This is a genomic window from Streptomyces maremycinicus, assembly GCF_001184025.1.
In the GTDB taxonomy this organism is placed as follows: Bacteria; Actinomycetota; Actinomycetes; order Streptomycetales; family Streptomycetaceae; genus Streptomyces; species Streptomyces maremycinicus.
Genome location: NZ_BBYG01000020.1, coordinates 156,854 through 177,110 on the forward strand (window position 1 = coordinate 156,854; position 20,257 = coordinate 177,110).

Annotated in this window: 15 protein-coding genes; 12 read left to right on the plus strand and 3 right to left on the minus strand. The window is 75.6% G+C overall.

The window, feature by feature from the left end; all coding sequences use genetic code 11:
• The first annotated feature begins 70 nt into the window (after positions 1-70).
• The 3 genes from AOQ37_RS31205 to AOQ37_RS31215 are packed head-to-tail and all read left to right on the plus strand — an operon-like array spanning position 71 to position 3,415.
• The gene (locus AOQ37_RS31205; RefSeq protein ID WP_199825107.1) at positions 71-691 is read left to right on the plus strand and encodes a toxin-antitoxin system, toxin component family protein; all 621 of its coding nucleotides are present in this window, start codon (positions 71-73) and stop codon (positions 689-691) included.
• Positions 688-1,965: an MAB_1171c family putative transporter gene (locus tag AOQ37_RS31210; protein ID WP_062649284.1), complete on the plus strand. Its 1,278-nt coding sequence runs from the start codon at positions 688-690 to the stop codon at positions 1,963-1,965. Before AOQ37_RS31205 ends, AOQ37_RS31210 begins: the two co-directional genes overlap by 4 nt.
• 52 nt (positions 1,966-2,017) lie before the next feature.
• Positions 2,018-3,415, plus strand: a complete 1,398-nt coding sequence (locus AOQ37_RS31215) for a hypothetical protein (RefSeq protein ID WP_062649286.1) — start codon at positions 2,018-2,020, stop codon at positions 3,413-3,415.
• 233 nt (positions 3,416-3,648) lie between these two features.
• Here the strand turns inward: AOQ37_RS31215 and AOQ37_RS31220 are convergent, their stop codons facing one another.
• Together AOQ37_RS31220 and AOQ37_RS31225 are read right to left on the minus strand one after the other, a co-directional pair.
• The gene (locus AOQ37_RS31220; protein WP_062649288.1) at positions 3,649-4,500 is read right to left on the minus strand and encodes an SMP-30/gluconolactonase/LRE family protein; all 852 of its coding nucleotides are present in this window, start codon (positions 4,498-4,500) and stop codon (positions 3,649-3,651) included.
• Positions 4,497-5,270 carry an IclR family transcriptional regulator gene (locus tag AOQ37_RS31225; protein WP_062649290.1) on the minus strand — a complete coding sequence of 258 codons (774 nt, stop codon included), beginning with the start codon at positions 5,268-5,270 and terminating at the stop codon, positions 4,497-4,499. The genes AOQ37_RS31220 and AOQ37_RS31225 overlap by 4 nt, the downstream gene beginning before the upstream one ends.
• A gap of 154 nt (positions 5,271-5,424) precedes the next feature.
• Here AOQ37_RS31225 and AOQ37_RS31230 point away from each other — a divergent pair, with 154 nt between their 5' ends.
• The gene (locus AOQ37_RS31230) at positions 5,425-6,024 is read left to right on the plus strand and encodes a hypothetical protein (RefSeq protein WP_107085344.1); all 600 of its coding nucleotides are present in this window, start codon (positions 5,425-5,427) and stop codon (positions 6,022-6,024) included.
• A gap of 37 nt (positions 6,025-6,061) precedes the next feature.
• On the opposite strand, the gene AOQ37_RS31235 is transcribed toward AOQ37_RS31230, so the two are convergent.
• Complete coding sequence (locus AOQ37_RS31235) at positions 6,062-6,946, minus strand: ATP-grasp domain-containing protein (RefSeq protein ID WP_062649293.1); 885 nt, start codon at positions 6,944-6,946, stop codon at positions 6,062-6,064.
• Between the two features lie 279 nt (positions 6,947-7,225).
• On the opposite strand from AOQ37_RS31235, the gene AOQ37_RS31240 reads away from it, so the two are divergent.
• From AOQ37_RS31240 to AOQ37_RS31275, 8 genes are all read left to right on the plus strand, one after another.
• On the plus strand, positions 7,226-8,728 hold the full coding sequence (locus AOQ37_RS31240) for an acyl-CoA synthetase (RefSeq protein WP_062649296.1): 1,503 nt from the start codon (positions 7,226-7,228) through the stop codon (positions 8,726-8,728).
• Complete coding sequence (locus AOQ37_RS31245) at positions 8,725-10,332, plus strand: carboxyl transferase domain-containing protein (RefSeq protein ID WP_063781195.1); 1,608 nt, start codon at positions 8,725-8,727, stop codon at positions 10,330-10,332. The genes AOQ37_RS31240 and AOQ37_RS31245 overlap by 4 nt, the downstream gene beginning before the upstream one ends.
• An 83-nt stretch (positions 10,333-10,415) precedes the next feature.
• Complete coding sequence (locus AOQ37_RS31250) at positions 10,416-10,742, plus strand: CU044_2847 family protein (protein ID WP_062649298.1); 327 nt, start codon at positions 10,416-10,418, stop codon at positions 10,740-10,742.
• Positions 10,739-12,469 (plus strand): VMAP-C domain-containing protein, encoded by a 1,731-nt coding sequence (locus AOQ37_RS31255; RefSeq protein WP_062649300.1) that lies wholly within the window; start codon positions 10,739-10,741, stop codon positions 12,467-12,469. The genes AOQ37_RS31250 and AOQ37_RS31255 overlap by 4 nt, the downstream gene beginning before the upstream one ends.
• Before the next feature lie 92 nt (positions 12,470-12,561).
• On the plus strand, positions 12,562-13,617 hold the full coding sequence (locus AOQ37_RS31260; RefSeq protein ID WP_062649302.1) for an AAA family ATPase: 1,056 nt from the start codon (positions 12,562-12,564) through the stop codon (positions 13,615-13,617).
• Positions 13,607-17,119, plus strand: coding sequence for an SAV_2336 N-terminal domain-related protein (locus tag AOQ37_RS40930; protein ID WP_062649304.1), 3,513 nt, complete (start codon positions 13,607-13,609; stop codon positions 17,117-17,119). Before AOQ37_RS31260 ends, AOQ37_RS40930 begins: the two co-directional genes overlap by 11 nt.
• A gap of 286 nt (positions 17,120-17,405) precedes the next feature.
• Positions 17,406-18,443, plus strand: a complete 1,038-nt coding sequence (locus AOQ37_RS31270) for a rod shape-determining protein (protein WP_062649305.1) — start codon at positions 17,406-17,408, stop codon at positions 18,441-18,443.
• Positions 18,444-18,461: 18 nt separating this feature from the next.
• Positions 18,462-20,126: a GAF domain-containing sensor histidine kinase gene (locus tag AOQ37_RS31275; RefSeq protein ID WP_062649307.1), complete on the plus strand. Its 1,665-nt coding sequence runs from the start codon at positions 18,462-18,464 to the stop codon at positions 20,124-20,126.
• Positions 20,127-20,257 lie beyond the last annotated feature (131 nt).

Sequence of the window (20,257 nt, forward strand, 5' to 3'; positions counted from 1 at the left end):
CGTGACGTGGGCACAACCGGCCGCGTAGGCTCGAACGGGCCGCCGCACGGCGGTGGAGAAGGGGGAGCGGATGGACATCGCGGGCGCGCGCGGGAGGGCGGCCCGGATCGGCTCGGCGCTGCGGCGCGCGAGGACCGGACCGGCCATGCGCGAGCTGACCGGCGATCTCTCCGCCGCGCTCCGGGCGCGCCCCTCCCGGCCGGCCGGGGTGCGGGACGTGTGCCGGGCGCTGTGCGAGGAGATGTCCGCGCGGCGCGGCGGGCGTCCCGTCGAGGTCCGCTTCGAGCGGTTCCCCGACGAGATCGAGGTGACCGGGCTGTGGGTGGAGTTCCAGGACTTCGACCTGGTCATCGTCGAGGAACGGGCCGAGGACGTGCAGCAACTGGTCATTCTCGGCCATGAGTTGTGGCATCTGCACGCCGGTCACCGGCATCACCACGGCATCGGCACGGTGGCCGCGGGTGTGCTGGCCGGACAGGCCGGCTGGGACTCCCTCGCGCTGACCGTCGCCGCCCGCAACGGCTCCCGGGAGGACGAGGAGGCCGAGGCCGACGACTTCGGCCACCGCCTCGCGGCCCGTTTCCGGCGCTATCTGGCCGAACCGGGACCGGCCGTCGGCGGGCCGGACGGCGACACGGCCGCGGTCCAGCGGACCCTCGGCTATCGCGGACGCCGGGGCACGGCACGGTGAGCCACGGGCTGTACGTCTCCTTCTGGCTGCCCACCGTGGTGCTGGGCGCCGCCCTCGCCATCAAGCTGCCCAGCATCCTCAAGCTCTGGCGGGACCCGCTGCTGCGCGCCGTCGGCGGTCTGCTGGTCTTCGCCTGCGCCGTGTTCGTCTTCGCGGCGCCCAAGACCATCGCCTGGACGAACCGGGTCACCGGCGTGCCCAACATCGCGGCGCCCTGGGTGTACTCGCTGCTGACCGCGCTCTCCGCCTCCTGGCTGCTGCTGATCATCGCCTGGCGCAACGGCCGGACCGAGCGCTCGGCCCAGACCCGGCGGGCGACCCGCTGGGTGGTCTCCGTCTACGCGGGGGTGGTCGTCGCACTGTGGGTGCTCTTCGCGCTCGCCGACGTCCCCGTGGAACAGATCCGGGACCTGGACACGTACTACGCCAACACGCCCTTCATGCGCGAGGAGATCCTGCTCTACCTGCTCGCGCACACGGTGGCCTGCTCGGTCACCGCCCGGCTGGTCTGGAACTGGAGCCGCACCGAGGGCCTCGACGCCTGGCTGCGCTGGGGGCTCCGCTTCCTGGGAGCCGGCTATGTGACGAACCTGCTGTTCAGCGCGGCCAAGCTGACGGCGGTCGGGGCCCGCTGGACCGGGCACGACCTGGACTGGCTGAACACCGGCATCGCCCCGTCGGCCGCGTGCATCGCCGCCACCCTGGTCGCGATCGGCTTCATCGTCCCGCACGCCGGCCAGTACCTCCAGGAGCGGTGGCGGATCCGCCGCCGTCACCGGAGCCTGCGGCCCCTGTCCCGGCTGATGCGGAGCGTCACCGGCGCCCGCGAGCCCTTCGACCTGCGCGCCACGCCGGAACTGCGGCTGATCCGGCGCGAGACGTTCATCCGCGACGCGTTGCTCCAGCTCGCCCGGCACCTCGACGACGACCTGCGCGCACGGTCCTACGACGCCGCCGTCGCCCTCGGGTTCGAGCGCGGCCGGGCGCAGGCCCTGGCCGCCGCCGTGACCCTCCTGGACGCGGTCGAGGCCCGCGAGCGGGCCCTGCGGCACCCGGAGTCCCCGGCCACCGCCTCCCGCGTTCCCGCCGCCTCCCCCACTCCCGCCGTATCCCCCGCCGGCCCGGCCGACCCGTCCGGGTCCTCCCGTCCGGACACCACCTACCTCCTGCGGGAGATCCAGGCCGTGTCCCGGGTCCTTCGCCACCCCGTCGACATCCAGGCGGTCCGCGCTCACGCGGCCGCCCCGGCAGAGAGCATGTCCACGCATGAGTGAACCCTCCCGCCCCGCCAGAACCGCCGTAGTCCTGGGGGGATCCCATGCGGGCATGCTCGCGGCACGGGCCCTGGCCGGCCTCGCCGACCGGGTCGTCGTCGTCGAGCGGGACGTCCTGCCCGACGGCCCCGCCCCGCGCAAGGGCCTGCCCCAGGCCCGCCACGCCCACATGCTGTGGTCGGGCGGTGTGCGGGCGGTCGAGGAACTGCTTCCGGGCGCGACCGAGGCCCTGCTGGCCGCCGGGGCACGCCGGGCGCCGGTCACCACCGACATGGTCGTCATGGGCGCGCGGGGCTGGTTCCGACGCTGGCCCGAGTCCCACCACGTGATCCTGGCGGGCCGTGACCTCCTGGACGCGACGATCCGCGACCTGGTCCTCGCGGACGACCGGATCGAGCTGCTCCGCGGTGTCGAGGTCCTGGGCCTCGCGGGCGACGCGGGGGCGGTCACAGGGGTACGGGTGCGAGCCGGGGAGGGCGCGGGGTCGGCACCCGGCGCGGACTCGGACGCGGGCGGGGAGGCCGGGCCCGGCGCGGAGTGGGTGGTCCCGGCCGGGCTGGTGGTCGACGCGACCGGGCGCGGTTCACGGGCCGGGCGGTGGCTGACCGAGCTCGGGCTGCCCGCGGTGGAGCGGCGGGAGGTGGACTCCGGGCTGGCGTACGCCAGTCGTCTCTTCCGCGCGCCCGAGCAGGCCAGGTCCGGCTACCCGGTCGTCAACGTGCAGCCCGACCCGCGGGCCGGTGGGCCGGGGCGGGCGGGGTTCCTGCTGCCCATCGAGGACGGACACTGGATCGTCACCCTCAACGGCACCCGGGGCGGCGAACCCTCCACCGACGACGCCGACTTCGTCCGCTTCGCCCGCGAGGAACTGCGCCATCCCGTCATCGGCGAACTCCTCGAACGCGCCGAGCCGGTGTCCGGCGTGGCGTACACCCGGGCCACCGTCAACCGGCGCCACTTCTACGAGCGGATGCCGGCCTGGCCGGAGAACCTCACCGTCCTCGGTGACGCGCTCGCCGCGTACAACCCGCTGTACGGCCACGGGCTGGCCGTCGCCGCCCAGAGCGCGGTGATCCTGCGGGACACGGTGCGGCGGCGGGGGTGGGGCTCCGCCGGGCTGTCCCGGCGGGTGCAGAAGGCGGTGGCCCGGCCGGTGAGCACCGCGTGGGACCTCGCGGTCGGCCAGGACGTGTTCTGTCCCGGCGCGACCGAGAACGGGCCCACGGTCCGCGACCGGCTCGTGGCCGCGTACGTCGGCCGGCTGATGCTCACGGCCACCGGCAACGGGCGGATCGCCCGCCGGGTGACGGACGTGACGTCGCTGGAGCGGGGGCCCGAGGTGCTGCTGACCCCGTCGGTGCTGCTGGCGGCCGCGCTGGGGCCGTGGAAACCGGCGCTGACCGGCCCGCCGCTGACCGCGGACGAGCTGAAGCGGGCGGGACTGGAGTAGCCCCGGACACCGAGCGGGCGGGGCGGCGTGCGCCGGCCCCGCCCGGCGGCGGCCCGGGAGTCCGGGGTGCGGTCGCCCGGGTGCCCGCGTGCCCGCGTGCCCGCGTGCCCGCGTGGGCGTCCGGCGGGGCCGTGTTCGGCCCGCGAGACCCAGCCCGCGAGGTTCAGCCCGCGAGGCCCGGCCCGCGAGGTTCAGCCCGCGAGGTTCAGCCCGCGAGGCTCGGCCCGCGAGGCTCAGCCCGCGAAGGCGGGCTGGGGCAGGCCCTTCCCGATGCCCGGCACGACCAGCAGCGATCCCGCCACCGGGTGGGGTGACGCAAGGCCCACCCGGGCGGTGGTGATGTACAGGTCGGTCAGGTCGGCGCCGCCGAACGCGCAGGCGGTGATCCTCGGGGTCGGGAGGTCGATCACCCGGTCCAGTACGCCCTCCGGGGTGTAGCGGCGTACCGCTCCCCCGTCCCACAGCGCCACCCACACGCAGCCGTCGGCGTCGACGGTGAGGCCGTCGGGGAAACCGGCGCCGTCCTCGATCTCGACGAGGGTGCGGCGGTCGCTCACCCGTCCGTCCGGCGCGTGGGCGAAGACGTCGACCCGGCGGGTCGGCGAGTCGACGTAGTACATCAGCGTCCCGTCCGGGCTCCAGCCCGTGCCGTTGCTGACCGCCACGTCGTCGAGGACCGTCCCGGCCGAGCCGTCTCCGGTGATCCGGGACAGGGTGCCGCCGCCCGGGGCCTCGTCGTAGCGCATGGTGCCGGCCCACAGCGAGCCGTCGGGCGCGACGGCGGCGTCGTTGGCGCGGCGGCCGGGGACCGGCTCGTGGCGCAGCCAGCGAAAGCCGCCGTCCGGGTCGAGCAGGCCCACCCCGTCCCGCAGGTTGAGGACCAGGCCGCCCCCGGCGCGCGGCTTGGCCGCGCCCACGTGCTGGTCGGTCACCCGGACCGTGCGGCGGCCGGTCGAGGGTTCGTAGCCGTGCAGGCGGGAGCCGAGTATGTCGAGCCAGAGCAGCCGGCCGGTGGCCGGGTCCCAGGTCGGGCCCTCGCCGAGGACCGCCTCGGCCCGTACGGCCACCTCGTACGACGTCGTCATGCCACGCTCCGGTAGCCCAGCAGCTCGGACAGCTCGGCGGCGCCCTTCGCGGCGAGCTGCTCCAGTTCCACGCGGCGGTCGTCGCTCCAGCGGATCATCGGCACGGAGATGGACAGCGCGGCGACGACCTGGCCCGTGCGGTCGCGCACCGGCGCCGCCACACAGCTGACGTCCGGATTGGACTCACGGCTCTCGACCGCGACACCCCGCTCCCGGATCTCCGCCAGCGCCTCGCGCAGGGCACCGGGCTCGGTGATGCTGTTCGGGGTCATCCGGATGAGGTCGGCGTCGTCGGGGATGCGCGCGCTGAGTTCCGGCTCGGGGAGCGAGGCCAGCAGCATCTTGCCGACGGAGGTGCAGTGGGCCGGCAGCCTGCGGCCGGCGGCCGAGACCATCCGGACCGCGTGCGTGGAGTCGACCTTGGCGATGTAGATGACGTCCGTGCCCTCCAGGATCGCCACGTGGACCGTCTCGTCACACGTCTCAGCGACGGAGCGCGCGACCTGCTGACCCTCGGCGGCGAGGTCGAGCTGCTCGGCGTAGCGGCTGCCGAGCTGGTACGGACGTACCCCGAGGCGGTACCGTCCGGGCTGTCCGGGTACGGCCACGATGTACGACCGCGCCGAGAGGGTGGTCACCAGTTCGTGCACGGTGGTGCGCGGAAGCTGGAGCTTGCGCACGATATCGGGGGCGGAGAGCGAACCGTCCCCGTCCAGGAACAGCTCGAGAATGTCGAGAGCTCGGGTCACGGCAGGTACGAGGCGTCCCACAACCGGCCCCCTCCCTTAGGTAGTCGTCTCAGTGCCTGTGTTCGAGATTTCAACAGGCGATCGGCATGACGAACACAGGCTGTCATAACGCGTTGCGCCGGGCAATGGTCGGGAAACGCACAGTGGCCCTGGACGGTACGCGCGGTGGGCCAGGATGGAGGGCATGCCGACCCAGAAACGCCTCGCCGGCTCGTTCACGGCGTTCGATTTCCAGCAGGTCCTGCTGCGCCGCATGGCCGATCACAACCCTGACCTGGTCGAGGACGCCCGCCATGCGCTGGGCGTCTCCCTCGCACAGATGCGGGAGGCCAACAAGCGCTGGCAGGCCATGCTCCACTCCCCGCACGCCCGGGGCGCGCTGGCCCGCTACCGCTCGGTCCTCGGTGAACCGGAGTCCCGGGCGCCCCGCCGCGTCGGGGACCTCGACTGCGAGGCCTGGCTGTGGCCCCTGCCCCTCTGGCCCGATCTGCGCTTCGAGGTGCTCCTCGCCCCGAACGGCGGCGTCTGGAACGAGTGGCTGGTCCGCGCCCCGGGAGCCACGCCACCGCGCCTGACGACCCTCGACGACCTCACCCCCTGGTCCTGCACGGTCGACGAGGCCGCGCAGGCCTTCGCCCCGGCCCGCCCGCTGGAGGGCACCGCGCCCACCCGCTGGGGACTGGCCTTCACGGCCCCGGACGGCTGGGGGATGCGACGGGAGGTCGTCGCCGAGTTCACCTGGGGGCTGCTCCAGCGGACGGCGGTCCGGGAGTAGCGGCCGACCGGCGGTGACGCGGGAGCGGCGGCGGTCGTCAGGGAGTGCCGGCCGCCGCCAGGATCGCCGCCACGACGGCCGGCACCGACTCCGGGTGCAGGAAGAGGAACAGGTTCGGCTCGACCAGTTCCAGCTCCATCACGCGCGGCTCCCCGTCGTCCCCGTCCACGAGGTCGACCCGGGCGTAGAGCAGCTCCGGCGCGTCCGGTACGGCGGCCAGGGCGCTTTCGGCGACGGCGAGTTCGGCCCGGGTCGGGGTCCACGGCTCCAGACCGGGGTGGGCGACCTTGTCCGCGTCGAAGGCGGTGCCGGGGTCCAGTACGGCCCGCTTGCGGCTGGCGTGCAGCAGACGCCCGCCGAAGAACTGGAGGGCCCGCTCGCCGCCGGTGTCGATGGCGCGCATGTACGGCTGCACCATCGCCGTCAGCCCTTCGGCGTGCATCCGCGCAAGGTGCCGTTCGGCCGCCTCGCGCCGGTCGGGCGTGTAGCGGGCCGCGTACCGGGCGCCGGCGCCGGAGGTGGGCTTGACGACGTACTCGTGGTCGCCCGGCAGCCCCGCGAGGGCTTCGGTGTCGCCCGGGGCGAGATAGCGGGTGGGGACCGTGGGCACCCCGGCCGCCGCGAGCTCCCCGAGATACCGCTTGTCGGTGTTCCAGCGCACCACGGAGACCGGGTTGGCCAGCCGCGTCAGCTTGCCGCACCGCTCCGCCCAGGCCGTGAACTCGGCGGCACGCCAGCTGTAGTCCCAGGTCGAGCGGAGGACGGCGAGGTCGTAGGAGGCCCAGTCGGCCGTGTCGTCGTCCCAGCACACGACGTCCGCCTCGGCCCCGGCCGCCTCCAGTGCCGCCCGCAGCCCGGGGAGATCCCGGTCCTTGCTCGGCTCCGGCCGGGGGTCATAGGTGACAAGGGCGACTCGGGGCACCGCGGACTCCGTTCTCGTACCTCCGCACGTCCGCACATCCGTCCGTCCGTGTCGTACCTCCGCAGGTTAACGGCCGCCCCCGCGACCGGGACAACCGGTTCGGCCTTCCCCTTCGGGGAGGCCGACCGCGCTGCCGTGGACGGGATCGCGTCCGGGCCACGTCACATCGGGGACTCCCGCGCCCGCCTGCCGCGCGACGGCGGCCTGACAGGTGACGGCCGGGTCGGTGGGGTAGGAACGGGTTTGTTGTGTCCCGCAGCCACGCAAGGAGCCCGTTCCGTGTCCTCTCTCTTCCCGGCCCTGACGGACGCCCCGTCCGGACACCCCGCCCTGCGGTTCGGCGAGCGTCGCCTGACGTACGCGGAGCTCGCCTCGGCGGCCGGTGCCGTCGGCGCACGGGTACGGGGGGAGGCGAGGGTCGCCGTGTGGGCGACTCCCTCGCTGGAGACCGCCGTCGCGGTGGTGGGCGCGCTGCTCGCCGGGGTGGCCGCCGTGCCGCTGAACCCGAAGTCGGGCGACAAGGAGCTCGGGCACATCCTGGGCGACAGCGCGCCGGGGGTGGTGCTGGCGGCTCCGGGCGACGAACTGCCCGCCGCGCTGCGGGAGCTGACACGGATCGACGTCGAGATCGACGGCGGGACCAATGGCGGGACCGACGGCGACGGGCGCGGCGCCGGGGCACCGGTCGGTGCGGTCGTGGGCGCGGCGGCGGGGGCGGCCGTCGGGGACGAGGATCCCGCGCTCGTCGTGTACACCTCCGGGACCACCGGCCCGCCCAAGGGCGCGGTCATCCCGCGGCGCGCGATCGCCACGACCCTGGACGCGCTCGCCGACGCCTGGCAGTGGACCGGTGCGGACGTGCTCGTGCACGGGCTGCCGCTGTTCCATGTGCACGGTCTGGTGCTGGGGATCCTCGGGCCGCTGCGGCGCGGCGGATCCGTGCGGCACCTCGGGCGGTTCGGCACGGAGGGTGTGACGCGCGAGCTGAGCACCGGGGCGAGCATGCTCTTCGGGGTGCCGACGATGTACCACCGCATCGCCGAGGCACTGCCCGACGACCCCGCCCTGGCGAAGGCGCTCGCCGGGGCGCGGCTGCTGGTGTCCGGCTCGGCGGCGCTGCCCGTGCACGACCACGAGCGGATCGCGGCCGCGACCGGGCGGCGGGTGATCGAGCGGTACGGGATGACGGAGACGCTGATGAACACCAGCGTCCGCGCGGACGGGGAGGCGCGGGCGGGGACCGTCGGGGTGCCGCTGCCCGGCGTGGAGCTGCGCCTCGTGGACGAGGACGGGTCGGCCGTCGCGGCGTACGACGGGGAGAGCGTCGGGGAGATCCAGGTGCGCGGGCCGAACCTGTTCACCGAGTACCTCAACCGACCGGACGCGACGGCAGCCGCCTTCACCCCCGACGGCTGGTTCCGGACCGGCGACGTGGCCGTGCGCGACCCCGACGGCTATGTCCGGATCGTCGGGCGCAAGGCGACCGACCTCATCAAGAGCGGCGGGTACAAGATCGGGGCCGGTGAGATCGAGAACGCGCTGCTGGAGCATCCGGGGGTGCGCGAGGCCGCCGTCACCGGGGAACCGGACGCGGACCTCGGGGAGCGGATCGTCGCGTGGGTCGTGCCGGCGGACCCCGGCTCCCCGCCGGCCGAGGACGAGCTGGCCGGCCATGTGGCCCGTCGGCTGGCGCCGCACAAGCGGCCCCGCGTGGTGCGCTATCTCGACGCGCTGCCCCGCAACGACATGGGGAAGATCATGAAGCGGGCGCTGCCGTCATGACGGCGCGGCGGGCGAGCGCGCGGGAGGTCATCGCCCTCGTCGCCGACGACTTCGAGCAGTTCCCCGACCCGCCCGTCGGACAGCGGGCGGCCGCTCCCGACGGGCCGCTCGGCTGGCCCGGTTACGACGCCTCGCGCGAACGCGCCGCCCGGCGCACCGGCGAGTCGGAGTCCGTCGTCTGCGGCACGGCGAGCGTCGGGGGCACGGCGGGCGTCGGGGGCACCCGGGCCGTGCTGATCGCCTTCGAGTTCGGCTTCCTGGGCGGTTCGCTGGGCGAGCGCACCGGTGACCGGCTGGAGGCGGCGTACGTCCACGCCCGTGAACACCGGCTGCCGGTCGTGCCGTTGGTCGCCACGGGCGGCAGCCGGATGCAGGAGGGCATGCTCGCCCTCACCCAACTCCAGCGGGTGGCCCGCCAGTCGGCGCTCACCCGGGAGGCCGGGCTGGCGCAGATCGCGGTGCTGCGGGACCCGACGACCGGCGGCGGCTGGGCCACCCTGGGCGCGGGTGCCGACGTGGTCCTCGCGCTGCCGGACGCCCAGGTCGGCTTCGCGGGCTCGCGGGTACGCCCGCCGGACGCCGACCCGGCCGCCTACACGGCCGAGGCCCAGTTCGCGGCGGGAGCGGCGGACGCGGTGGTGCCCCCGGCGGAGCTTCGGGAGGTACTGGGCCGGTGGCTACGCCTCCTGACCGACGGCACCCCGCGAGCACGCCGCCCGGCGCAGACCCACGCCACCCCCGGCGCACCGGCCACCACCGCGGCCGATACGGGTCCCGGCCCGGACGACCCCGGTACGGGTCCCGGCCCCGAAGACCCCGGAACCGGCGCCCGGCCGCAGCCGACCGCCGCACACGACACCGCCCCTGCGGCGGCCGCCACCGGGGCCGGTGCGGGGGCCGGAGCGCGAGGGGTCGGGGGTGGGGGCGGTGGGCGGCCGGAGGGGGCGCGTGGGCCCGCGCCTGTGCCTGCCGCGCTCGGTGCGGTGGATCTGCCGCGTACCGGGTGGGAGGCGGTGCGGCGGGCCCGGGCGCCGGAGCGGCCCCGGGCGCGGGCCTACCTGGACGCCTACTTCGACCACCGGCTCGCGATCTCCGGGGACCGGTGCGGCGGCGTCGACCCGGAGGGGATGCTGTGCGGCTTCGGTGTCCATCGGGGCCGTACGGTCGCCTACGCCGCCCAGACCGGGGCCGCGACCCGGCCCGCCGGATACCGCACGGCCGCCCGGCTGATCCGGCTCGCGGACCGGCTCGGCATCCCGGTGCTGACCCTGGTGGACACACCGGGCGCGGCCAACGACGCCGAGGCGGAACGGCAGGGGGCGGGCGCGGCGATCGCGGAGCTGTTCGGCGTGGTCGCCACCGCCCGCACCCCGATCACCACCCTGGTCATCGGCGAGGGCGGTTCCGGCGGCGCGCTGGCCCTGGCCGCGCCCGGCCGCACCTGGGCCACCCCGGACAGCTACTTCTCCGTCATCGCGCCGGAGTCGGCCGCGGCGATCCTCAAGCGAACCTCGGCGGAGGCGGAGGCGACGGCCGGTCAACTCCGTATCAGGCCACAGGACTTGGCCGAGCTCGGAGTGATCCGGATCACGCGGGCGCGCTGAACGCAGGACAATCACCAGTACCGTCCGTGACAATGGATGCGCGCAGAGCCGCAGGACGACGAGTCAGGGGTTACGGGGACACGGTGGACGGACTGGTGGAGTTCAGGACCGACGACGGCGCCGTGGTCGCCGTCGAGGCGGTCGGGGAGGGACGGCCGGGTTCCCGGCTGGTGGCCCGTGACGGGACGGTCCAGGCGGCCCGCACCTTCGAGGGCGCGCTGGAGGGCGTGCGGGCGGCGGCCGCGTCCGCGCTGCGGGTGTTCCGGGACGGGGAGTTGCGGCCCGACGGGGTGGAGATCGAGTTCGGGGTGAAGATGTCGGCGGAGACCGGCGCGATCATCGCCAAGGGCACGGCGGAGGGGCACCTCGTCGTGCGGCTGACCTGGTCGCCCTCCTCCCCCACCGCATGAACAGCGCCGAATGGCACGCCCGGATCGAGAGCGCCGGCCAGGTCGCGGGCGCGGGCTTCCTCGTCACCCCGCGCCGGGTGCTGACCTGCGCCCATGTCGTGCGGCAGGCCGGCCCGGACGCCCTGACGGTGACCTTCACCGAGCTCCCCGGAGCCCCCGCCGTACCGGCCCGGGTGGTCGCGGACGGCGGCTGGGGCGGCGGCACCACCGACCTCGGCGACCTGGCGGTGCTGGAGCTGGCGCACGAGGTCCCGATCGCCCCGGCCGCGCTGGCCCCCGTGGGCGCCGCCCACGACCGGCGGCCCGACCGGCCCCGCAAGCTCGTCGTCTACGGCTTCCCGGTCGGTTTCGACGAGGGCACCCTGGCCGAATACCGCATCACCGCCACGCAGTTGCTCAACCGCGAGTGGATCCAGCTGGAGGCCTGGCAGCCCGGTGGCCAGCCGCTCGCCCCGGGGTTCAGCGGCGCCGCCGTCACCCTCGCCGACACCGGTGAGGTCGTCGGCATGGTGACCGCGGCGGCCGGTGACCGGGGGGTGCACAACGGGCGGATGATGCCCACCGAGGTGATGGCCCGCTACTGGCCCGATCTGGAGGGCCTGGTCCCCACCTCCGACCACCGCGGCGCCGACCGTGCCCGGCTGCGCGAACTCGTCGAGCGCGCCGTCCGCGCGGGCCTGGACGGCGATCCGGGCCGGCGGGTGAGGCTCTACGAGTCCGCCCGGGGCCCGCTGGACCCGGACGCGCCCGAGGAGGGCTTCGACTCACTGTGGTCGGCGGCCCTGTTCGTGCTGTGCGAGGTCGACGGCGCCGACGCGGCGGCCACCGTCGCCCGCTTCACCGCCCATGTGGAGAGCCTGTTCCGGGCTCCGGCCGGGACGCCCGCCGGGCCGGCCGCCGCACCCGACTGGTCGCCCATCCTCGTCGACCTCCAGCACAGCGGCGCGGGCGACGGACACGTGCGCGTCGAGGTGTCCGCGTACAGCGGGGGACGCCGGCACCCGGTCGGTTCCGGCACCGTCCCGCAGGCCGGGCTGCGGGCCTTCGTGCAGGACCGGATCGAGGCCGCGTTCCGCTATCTGACGCCCGGCTGCGACGAGTTGCTCGCCTTCGCGCTGCCCCGCGACTGGATCGACCTGCCCGTCGACCGCTGGGCCAGCACACCCGACGACGACACCCCGCTCGGCTGTGTGTACCCGCTCGTCGTCACCGACCAGGCGCGCCGCAGAGCGGGGGTCCGGCACCAGCTGACCCGGGTGTGGAACCGGCTCGACGCGGCGCCCGGCGCCCGGGTGCACCGGGTCGAGTGCGGCAGCCCCGAGGAACCCCGTCGGCTCCGGGTGCGGCTGCGCCAGGACGACGCCTGTCTCGCCGGATTCGCCACCGCCCCGACCGCGTCCCACACCCGCCCGCACTTCGACACCTCGCTCAACGCGCCCGCGCCGATGGTCGTCTGGTCCCGTGAGGGCTGTGCCGGCGGTCCCGACGCGTCCTGCGCCGGCGGGGACGGCTGTGCGGGCAAGACGTTCCTGGACGAGCTCGACACCTGTGTGTCCGCGGTGTCGCCCGCCGAACTCCCGCGCCGGGTACTGGCGTTGCGCGAGGAGGCCGACGCGGAGGACGGCCACTGGGCGCACGACATCCAGCTGCTGTGGGACGACCCGCGCCTCTTCGCCGACCCGCACGGCGACGCGGCCGCCCGGCCCCTCCACTCCCCCGTGACCTGATCCGCGCCCGCCGCCCGCCGCCCCTCCCCCACCCCGTCACCGAGCCACGAGCCGCACGAGCCCCACGAGTCACACCAGAGTTTCGGAGAACCATGCCGCACTGGTCCGTCTACACCGGGAACAGCGAGCCGCACGACGGCATCGACCGGCTGCCCGCGCCGCCGCCCTGGCGGGCGTTCGACGGCGAACCCGTCGTACCACCGCCCCGGGACGCCGACGACGAGGCGGCCGTCTCCCCCGACCGCGTGCACCGCGCCCGCTCGTACGTCGCCACCCCGGAGAGCGTCGAACTCGTCAACGCGGCCCTGGTGCTGCGCCGCCCGCTGCTGGTCACCGGCCCGCCCGGCACCGGGAAGTCCTCGCTGGCGTACGCGGTGGCGCGCGAGCTGGGTCTCGGCCCGGTGCTGCGCTGGAACATCACCAGCCGCTCCACGCTGGCCGACGGCCTCTACCAGTACGACCCGCTGTCCCGGCTGTACGCGGCCCGGCAGGCGGCACTGCGCGAACGGGACGCGCGAGACGGACGGGACGGGCGGGACGGGGACGCCGGGGGCGGGGTCGAGGACCATCTGCGCCTCGGCCCTCTCGGCACCGCCCTGCTGCCCTACGAGCGGCCGCGCGCGCTCCTCGTCGACGAGATCGACAAGAGCGACCTCGACCTGCCCAACGACCTGCTGAACGTCCTGGAGGAAGGCCAGTACGACATCCCCGAACTCATGCGCGCGGCCCGGCACTCCGCCGAGGACGTCACCGCCGGGGTGCTGGCCGACGGCTCGGACGATCCGGTCGCCGTCACCCGGGGCCGGGTGCGCTGCCGTGCCTTCCCGTTCGTCGTGCTCACCAGCAACGGCGAGCGTGAGTTCCCGCCCGCCTTCCTGCGCCGCTGTGTCCGGCTGAAGCTGCGCCGCCCCGGCCGCGAGCAGCTCACCGAGATCGTCCGGGCCCACCTCGACACCCCGGCGCGCGAGGCGGAACACCTCATCGACCGCTTCCTGGCCCGCGCCGCCGACGGCGAACTCGCCACCGACCAGCTGCTGAACGCGCTCTACCTCACCGGAGTCGCCGGACTGGACGCCGACTCCCGCGACGCACTGGCGGAGCGACTGATGCCGTATCTCGGCGCCACGGCGGACGGCGATGGCTTCTGAGGAGTCACCGGGGGGTGACCTGTCCGCCCTGGACCGGCTGACCGCGCTGCTGACGGCCGCGACGGACACCACGCCCACCCCTCGCGAGCTGGCCGAACTGCTGTGGCTCGCGGAGCTGTCGAGCGATCCGGCGGAGCCGTCACCACCGGACGCGACGGGCGCGCGGGCCGGTCGGGGCACCGGCTACGCGTCCGACGGCCCGCCCGGCGACACGGCGGGCGGCACGCCCGGGGACGCGACCGACCGCCCGGAGGGCGGTGACCCGCCGGGATCCGCGGCCCCCGCACCGCCTCCCGCACCCGCCGACCGTGTCCCCCTCCACCTGCCCACACCCGCGTCCACGGCCGGTTCCGGTCCGGGTTCCGGGAGCGGGGACGCCGGGGACGCCGGGGACCGTCCCGTCCTCGCGCCCGCGCCTCCGATGCTCCCGCACCCCCTCGCCCTCCAGCGGGCCCTGCGCCCGCTGAAGCGCACGGTGCCCTCGACGCGCGCCCGCCTCCTCGACGAGCGGGCGACGGCCGACCGCATCGCGCGGCTGGGCGCCCACCCGGACGTCTGGCTGCCCGTCCTGCGTCCCGCGCGCGAGCGCTGGCTGCGCCTTCTCCTCGTCCACGACACCGGGCCGACGATGCCGGTCTGGCGGCCCCTCGTCCGTGAACTGCACACCGTCCTGGCCCAGTCGGGCGTCTTCCGGACGGTCACCCCGTACCCGGCCACGCCCGACGGCGCGGCCCGGCAGGTGCCCGACCCGGCGGACGGGCGGACGGTCGCCCTGATCGTGAGCGACTGCACGGGCCCGCAGTGGCGCCCCGGCCCGGCGGGCGAGCGCTGGTACCGGACCCTGCGGCACTGGGCGACCCGGATGCCGCTGGCCGTCGTACAGCCGCTCCCGGAGCACCTGTGGCCCACGACGGCCCTGCCGGCCGAGCCGGGTCTGCTCTCCTGCGCGAACCGGGCGGCACCGCTCTCCGGGCTCACGTTCACCCCGTACGACCCGGAGGCCGCGCCCCGGCCCGGCGCGGCCCTCCCGCTCCCCGTCCTGGAACCGGGCGCGCCCTGGCTTGCCAACTGGGCGGCGCTCGTCGCGAGTCCGGGCGGCGCACGCACGCCGGGGGCGGTGGCCTGGCTGCCACCGGTCCCCGCCCCGCCCGGATCCGCCGGGCAGGAGTCCGCCGACCCGGCCGACCTGCCCGCCCAGGACCTGGTGCTCCGGTTCCGCGCCACCGCCTCCCGGGAGGCCTTCCGGCTGGCCGGCCACCTGGCCCTGGCCGTTCCCTCGGTTCCCGTGATGCGCCTCGTCCAACGTGCCGTGAACCGCGACCCGCGCCCCCAGCACCTGGCCGAGGTGATCCTCAGCGGCATGCTGACCACCGTCCCGGGCCCGCCCGGTTCGTACGACTTCCGCCCCGGCGTACGCGACCTGCTGCTGCGCACCCTGCCGCGCACGACCCGCGGCCGCACCCGCGAACTCCTCGATCGCATCGGCGGGTTGATCGACGAGCAAGCGGGCCGCGTGACGGGCGAGTTCCGCGCACGGACCGGCCCGCCCGACGCCACCACCGGCGCCTTCGCGACGGTGAGCGCGGAAACGGTGCACAGACTCGGCGGCTCCCCCCGCCTCCCGGAGACCGACACCCCGACGCCCGACACCCCGGCGCCCGAGACACCGGCGCCCGAGACACCGGAAGCGAGCGGGCCCGAAGCCGGTGCGCCGCAGGCCGGGCCGTCGGCGGTGGACGGGGCCGAGGCCGGTGCGGCGGAGGGTGTGTCGTCGGGGGGCGGGGTCGAGGCGGGGGCTGTGCTGCTCTTCGAGGTCGACGCCGATCTCGGGGCCCGTCCCGAGACCCGGATCACGCTCGAGTACGCCGTGCACGAGGTGCTCGCGCGGGGCGATCTCACGCCCCAGCAGTACGAGGTCCACGTCCGCGGGAACGGGTATGCCGTCCGGATCCGGCCCGAGGCGTATCTGCTGCCGGTGCTCGCCGCCGCCCTGCGCGGGCTCCCCGGTCCGCTCGCCGGGCCGGCCGGACAACCGCCTCTGCGGGTGACGTTCCTGGACGGGCCGGAGTCTCCCGCGCCGCCCGCGCCCCCGCGGAGCGCCGCCCCGGTCCTGCTCACCGTCCCCCCGGCCCTCTACGCGGCGTTCGCCGAGAGCTCCGCCGCCTCGGGACCGCACCGTTTCCGGCCCCTGTTCGGCGACGCCCCGGACGCCCCGCCACCCGCCTGGTACTGCCCGCTGCCACCGGAGGAGGGCGCGACGGGAGCGGGAGGCGGCCCGCACGACGCCGGGGCCCCGGTGCGCGGCCCCTTCCTCACCCGCGACCTGCGCCAGCTGGGCATCCCCGCGCCGGGTCGCACCGCGATCGTGCACACCGGCCCCGACAGCCCGCTCACCCTCCTCGACCCCGTCCTGCCCTACGAGGGCCGCCCGCCGCGCCCGGCGGCGTACTACGAGGTCGACCTGACCCCGCAGCACGCCGTCGACCGGATCTCCCTGCCCAGCTCGGGGAAGGGCGCCTTCACCGCCGCCGTCGAGCTGACCTGGCGGGTCGAGGACCCGGTGGCGTTCGTGCGGGCGGAGCCCACGGGCGTGAGCCGGCGGCTGCTGGCGCATCTGCTGGCGACGGGCTCGCAGATCACCCGCCGCCACTCCGTCCGCCGGGCGGCCGGCGCGCAGCGGGCCGTCAACTCCCAGCTCGGCAGGTGGCCGGTGCCGGGTCTGGCGGTGACCTGCTCGGTGACCCTCGCGCCGGACTACGCGCCGCCCCCCGAGGTGCGCCGGCCGGCCGGTACCGCCACGCGCCCGCTCCGGGAGCTGCTCGCCGACGCCGAGACCGTGCTGTTCGGCTTCGACGGTCCGCTGACCCGGCTGTTCACGGCGACGACCGCCCGTGCGGCCGCCCTCGACCTGCTGGCACTCGTCGCCGAACACCGCGACCCCGAGGACGCTCTGGCGGGCCGTCCGGTGGGCGACCCGGGCGCCGCGCGCCGGGAGCTGTTCGTCCACCCGCTGGACGTACTGCGGGCCTTCGCCCAGGACCGGCTAGGCCCGCTGCTGCGGGACCGTCTCGACCGGCTGGAGCTGAGCGCCGTCCCGGACGCGCCCACCACCCACCACTCCGTCGTCCTCGTGCGCACCCTGCACGACTCCGGGCGCCGGGTCGGGGTGGCCACGGACGTCTGCGCGGCGGCCGTCCACCGCCATCTGGAGAACCACCGGCTTCCGCTGCCGGCCGGCGTCCACGGCCGGGACGACGACCTCACCCTGCTCACCCCGAACCCGCACCGTCTGCTGCACGCCCTGCGGCCGCTCGGCGCGCCCGCCGCCACCGGCGTCCTCATCGGCTCCACGCTCGCCGAACTCGCCGCCGCCCGGGCCGCGGGTCTGCGTTTCCTCGGCCTCGCGCGCAATCCCACCGCCGAGCAGGCGCTGCTCGGGGCGGGGTGCGACGCGGTGGTCCCCTCGCTCACCCCGGTGCTGGAGGCGGCCCGCACGCTCTGAGCCGTCCCCGGATCGGGCGGTCCCCGGGCCGGGGCGGGGCATCTTCGGCTGATCCGGCCGCGCGCCTCCCCGGCCCGACTGTATTTCATACTTACTTTGGACATGTGAGACAAAACCTCTATAGGGGAAACCCCCGTTCGGGCGCACCCCGCCCGGCCCACCTGAAAGGGCGGCCGCCTTCCCGCCCCCGCACCATGCGAAGGAGGCCGACCGCCCGGCGGCCCCCGCACGAGAGGCCCGCCGGCCCGGCGAGCCCCCACGGTCTGTGCTCTCGGGAGGACCTGCCATGACCGCCAGTCTGGAGCAGCTGCGCCGCTGCCACTTCGCCGTCGACCTGGGAGCGGCGCGGACGCGGGTGTACGTGAAGGGGGCCGGACTCGTCGTCGACCAGCCGTCCGCCGCCGCCGTGAACACCCGCACCGGCGCGCTGATCGCGGTCGGCGAGTTCGCCGAGAAGATGACCGGGCGCACGCCGCACTACATCCGTGTCGTGCGCCCGGTCTCCGGCGGCACGGTCGTCGACATCGAGATGGCCCAGCGCATGCTGCGCCACCTGCTCGGCGACAAGATCCGCCGGCAGCTGCGCCGCAAGCCGTTCCTGCGCGCCGCCGCCTGCACCCCGCACGACGCCGACCCGCTCGCCCAGCGCGCCGCGATCGAGACGCTGGTGGGTCTCGGCGCCCGCCGCGTGGAACTCGTCGACACCCTGATCGCCGCCGCCGTCGGCTGCGGGCTGCCCGTCGAACGTCCCGAGGCCACCATGATCATGGTGTGCGGGGCGGCCGCCACCCAGGTCGCCGTCCTCTCCCTCGGCTCGATCGTGACCGCCGAGCGGATCCCGGTGGGCGGTGAGGCCGTGGACCACGCGATCGTCCAGCATCTGCGCCACGAGCACGAGTTGATGCTGCCCAGCCAGTCCGTCCGGCCCTTGCAGGTCGCCCTCTCCGGCAACGGGCTCACCTCGCAGGGCCCCGCGTCCACCGAGATCCACGGGCGGGACGTCGCCACCGGCCTGGCCCGTTCCGTGCGGGTCGACACCGCGGCCGTGCGGGACGCCATCGAGACCCCGCTGACCGCCGTGCTCGACGGCATCGGCAGGGTGCTGCGCGAGTGCCCGCCCGACCTGGTCGCCGACCTCGCGGACCGCGGGATCATGATGGTCGGCGGTTCCGCGCTGCTGCCGGGCTTCGACCAGATGCTGCGTCAGGCCACCGGCATGCCGGTGCACATCGCGGAACGGCCCGACATCTGCGCCGCACAGGGCCTGGGCGCCATGCTGGAGGGCAAGATCGAGCCGCTGACGCTGGACCCGCTGGGCGCCTGAGCCAGGCCGCCGGCCACCGTGAGCGGTCTGCCGCCCCTCCCGCACTCCGTCCTGGGCGTCGGCTCCGAGCCCGAACTGCGCGCGGCCCTCCAGCACCTCGTGGACGCCGCCGTCGAGCTGACCGGCGCCCGGTACGCGATCCTCACCACGGCCGGCCCCGGCCGGGAGGACCGCACCGGCACCCACTCCGGCATCCGCACCGGCATCCACTCGGGCATCCACCCCGGCGGGCCGTCCCCCGGGCCGTCTCCCGGGCCGTCCCTCGGGCCGGGCACGCGGGAGCTGCCGGTCGACGTGGACGGCGAGCCGTTCGGCCGGCTCCTGGTGGCCGGGAAGGAGGGCGGCGGGCGGGAGTTCACCGCCGAGGACGTCCGGCTCCTGCGCCTCCTCGCCGCCCGGGCCGGTCTCGCCATCGGCAACGCCCGCCGGTACGAGGCGGCCCGCCGGCGCGAGCGCTGGATCGAGGGTGCCGCCGCCGTCACCACCGCGCTGCTCACCGGCGAGAGCGACGACGCGCTGCTCACGGTCGCCGAACGGGCCCGCCACCTCGCCGACGCCGCCGCGGGCATCGTCCTCCAGCGCACCGAGGACGGCGGCATGGAGATCGTCATCGCCACCACCGGCGCTCCCGACCCGGGCCCGCCCGACACCGTCGCCGCCGCTTTCGGCGATCCCGACCCCGGCGCCCCCGGCGATCCCGGCACCGGTCCTCCCGGCACCGGCGGCACCGGTGCCGCCGGTGATCCCGGTGACATCGTCGGTGCCACCATCCGGCCGGGCAGTCCCGTTCTCGTCCAACTACTGGGCGGTGAACCGGTGTTCATCGACGACTCGGCGACCGACCCCCGGATGACGACCCACGTCCGGCACCGCTTCGGCCCCAGCATGATGCTGCCGCTCCAGGCCGGCGGACAGCTCATCGGCACCCTCGCCCTCCCCCGCCGGCGCGGCGACCTCCCGTACACCGAGGTCGAGAAGCTGCTGGCCGTCCAGTTCGCCTCGCAGGCCGCGGTCGCCCTGGTCCTCGCCGACGCCCGGCACCGCCGCGAGCGCCTCGCCGTCTTCGAGGACCGCGACCGGATCGCCCGCGACCTGCACGACCTCGTCGTCCAACGGCTGTTCGCCACCGGGATGATGCTCCAGGCGGCCCGGCGCAGGACCACGCGTGAGACCGACCGCCGGGTCGACGAGACGCTCGGCAGAGCGGTGGACGAACTCGAGTCGACCGTCCAGGAGATCCGGACGACGATCTTCGCGCTCCAGCAGCCGCCCGCCGAGGCGCCGACGACCTTCCGCGGCCGGGTGCTGCGCGAGACGGCGGGCGCGGCCGCCCTGCTCGGCTTCCAACCGTCCACCCGGTTCAGCGGCCCGGTCGAGAGCCGCATCCCGGAGCGGACCGCCGGACACCTCCTCACCGCCCTGCGCCGTGCGCTGACCGCCGCGTCCGGCCGCCCGGGCGTCTCCCGGATCGAGGTGGTGATCGACGCGACGGCCACCCTGTCCGACGGCCGGGCGGGCGTACGGCTCACGGTCTCCGACGACGGGCGCACGGGGAGCGACGGGGGCGACGGGGGCGACGGGGGCGACGGGGGCGACGGGGGCGACGGGGGCGACGGGGGCGACGGGGGCGACGGGGGCGACGGGGGCGACGGGACGACAGTGACCTGGCAGGCGCCGGTGTGAGCGCGAAGCCTGCGTCCCTTGCCACTCCAGAACTCCTTCGTTAAAATACGATTGCTGTATGCAAATAGAATTTCGATCGGCAAATCGGGGTCACGCGGGCCGCACAGAGCTTCGCTCAGAGCGTTTATCGG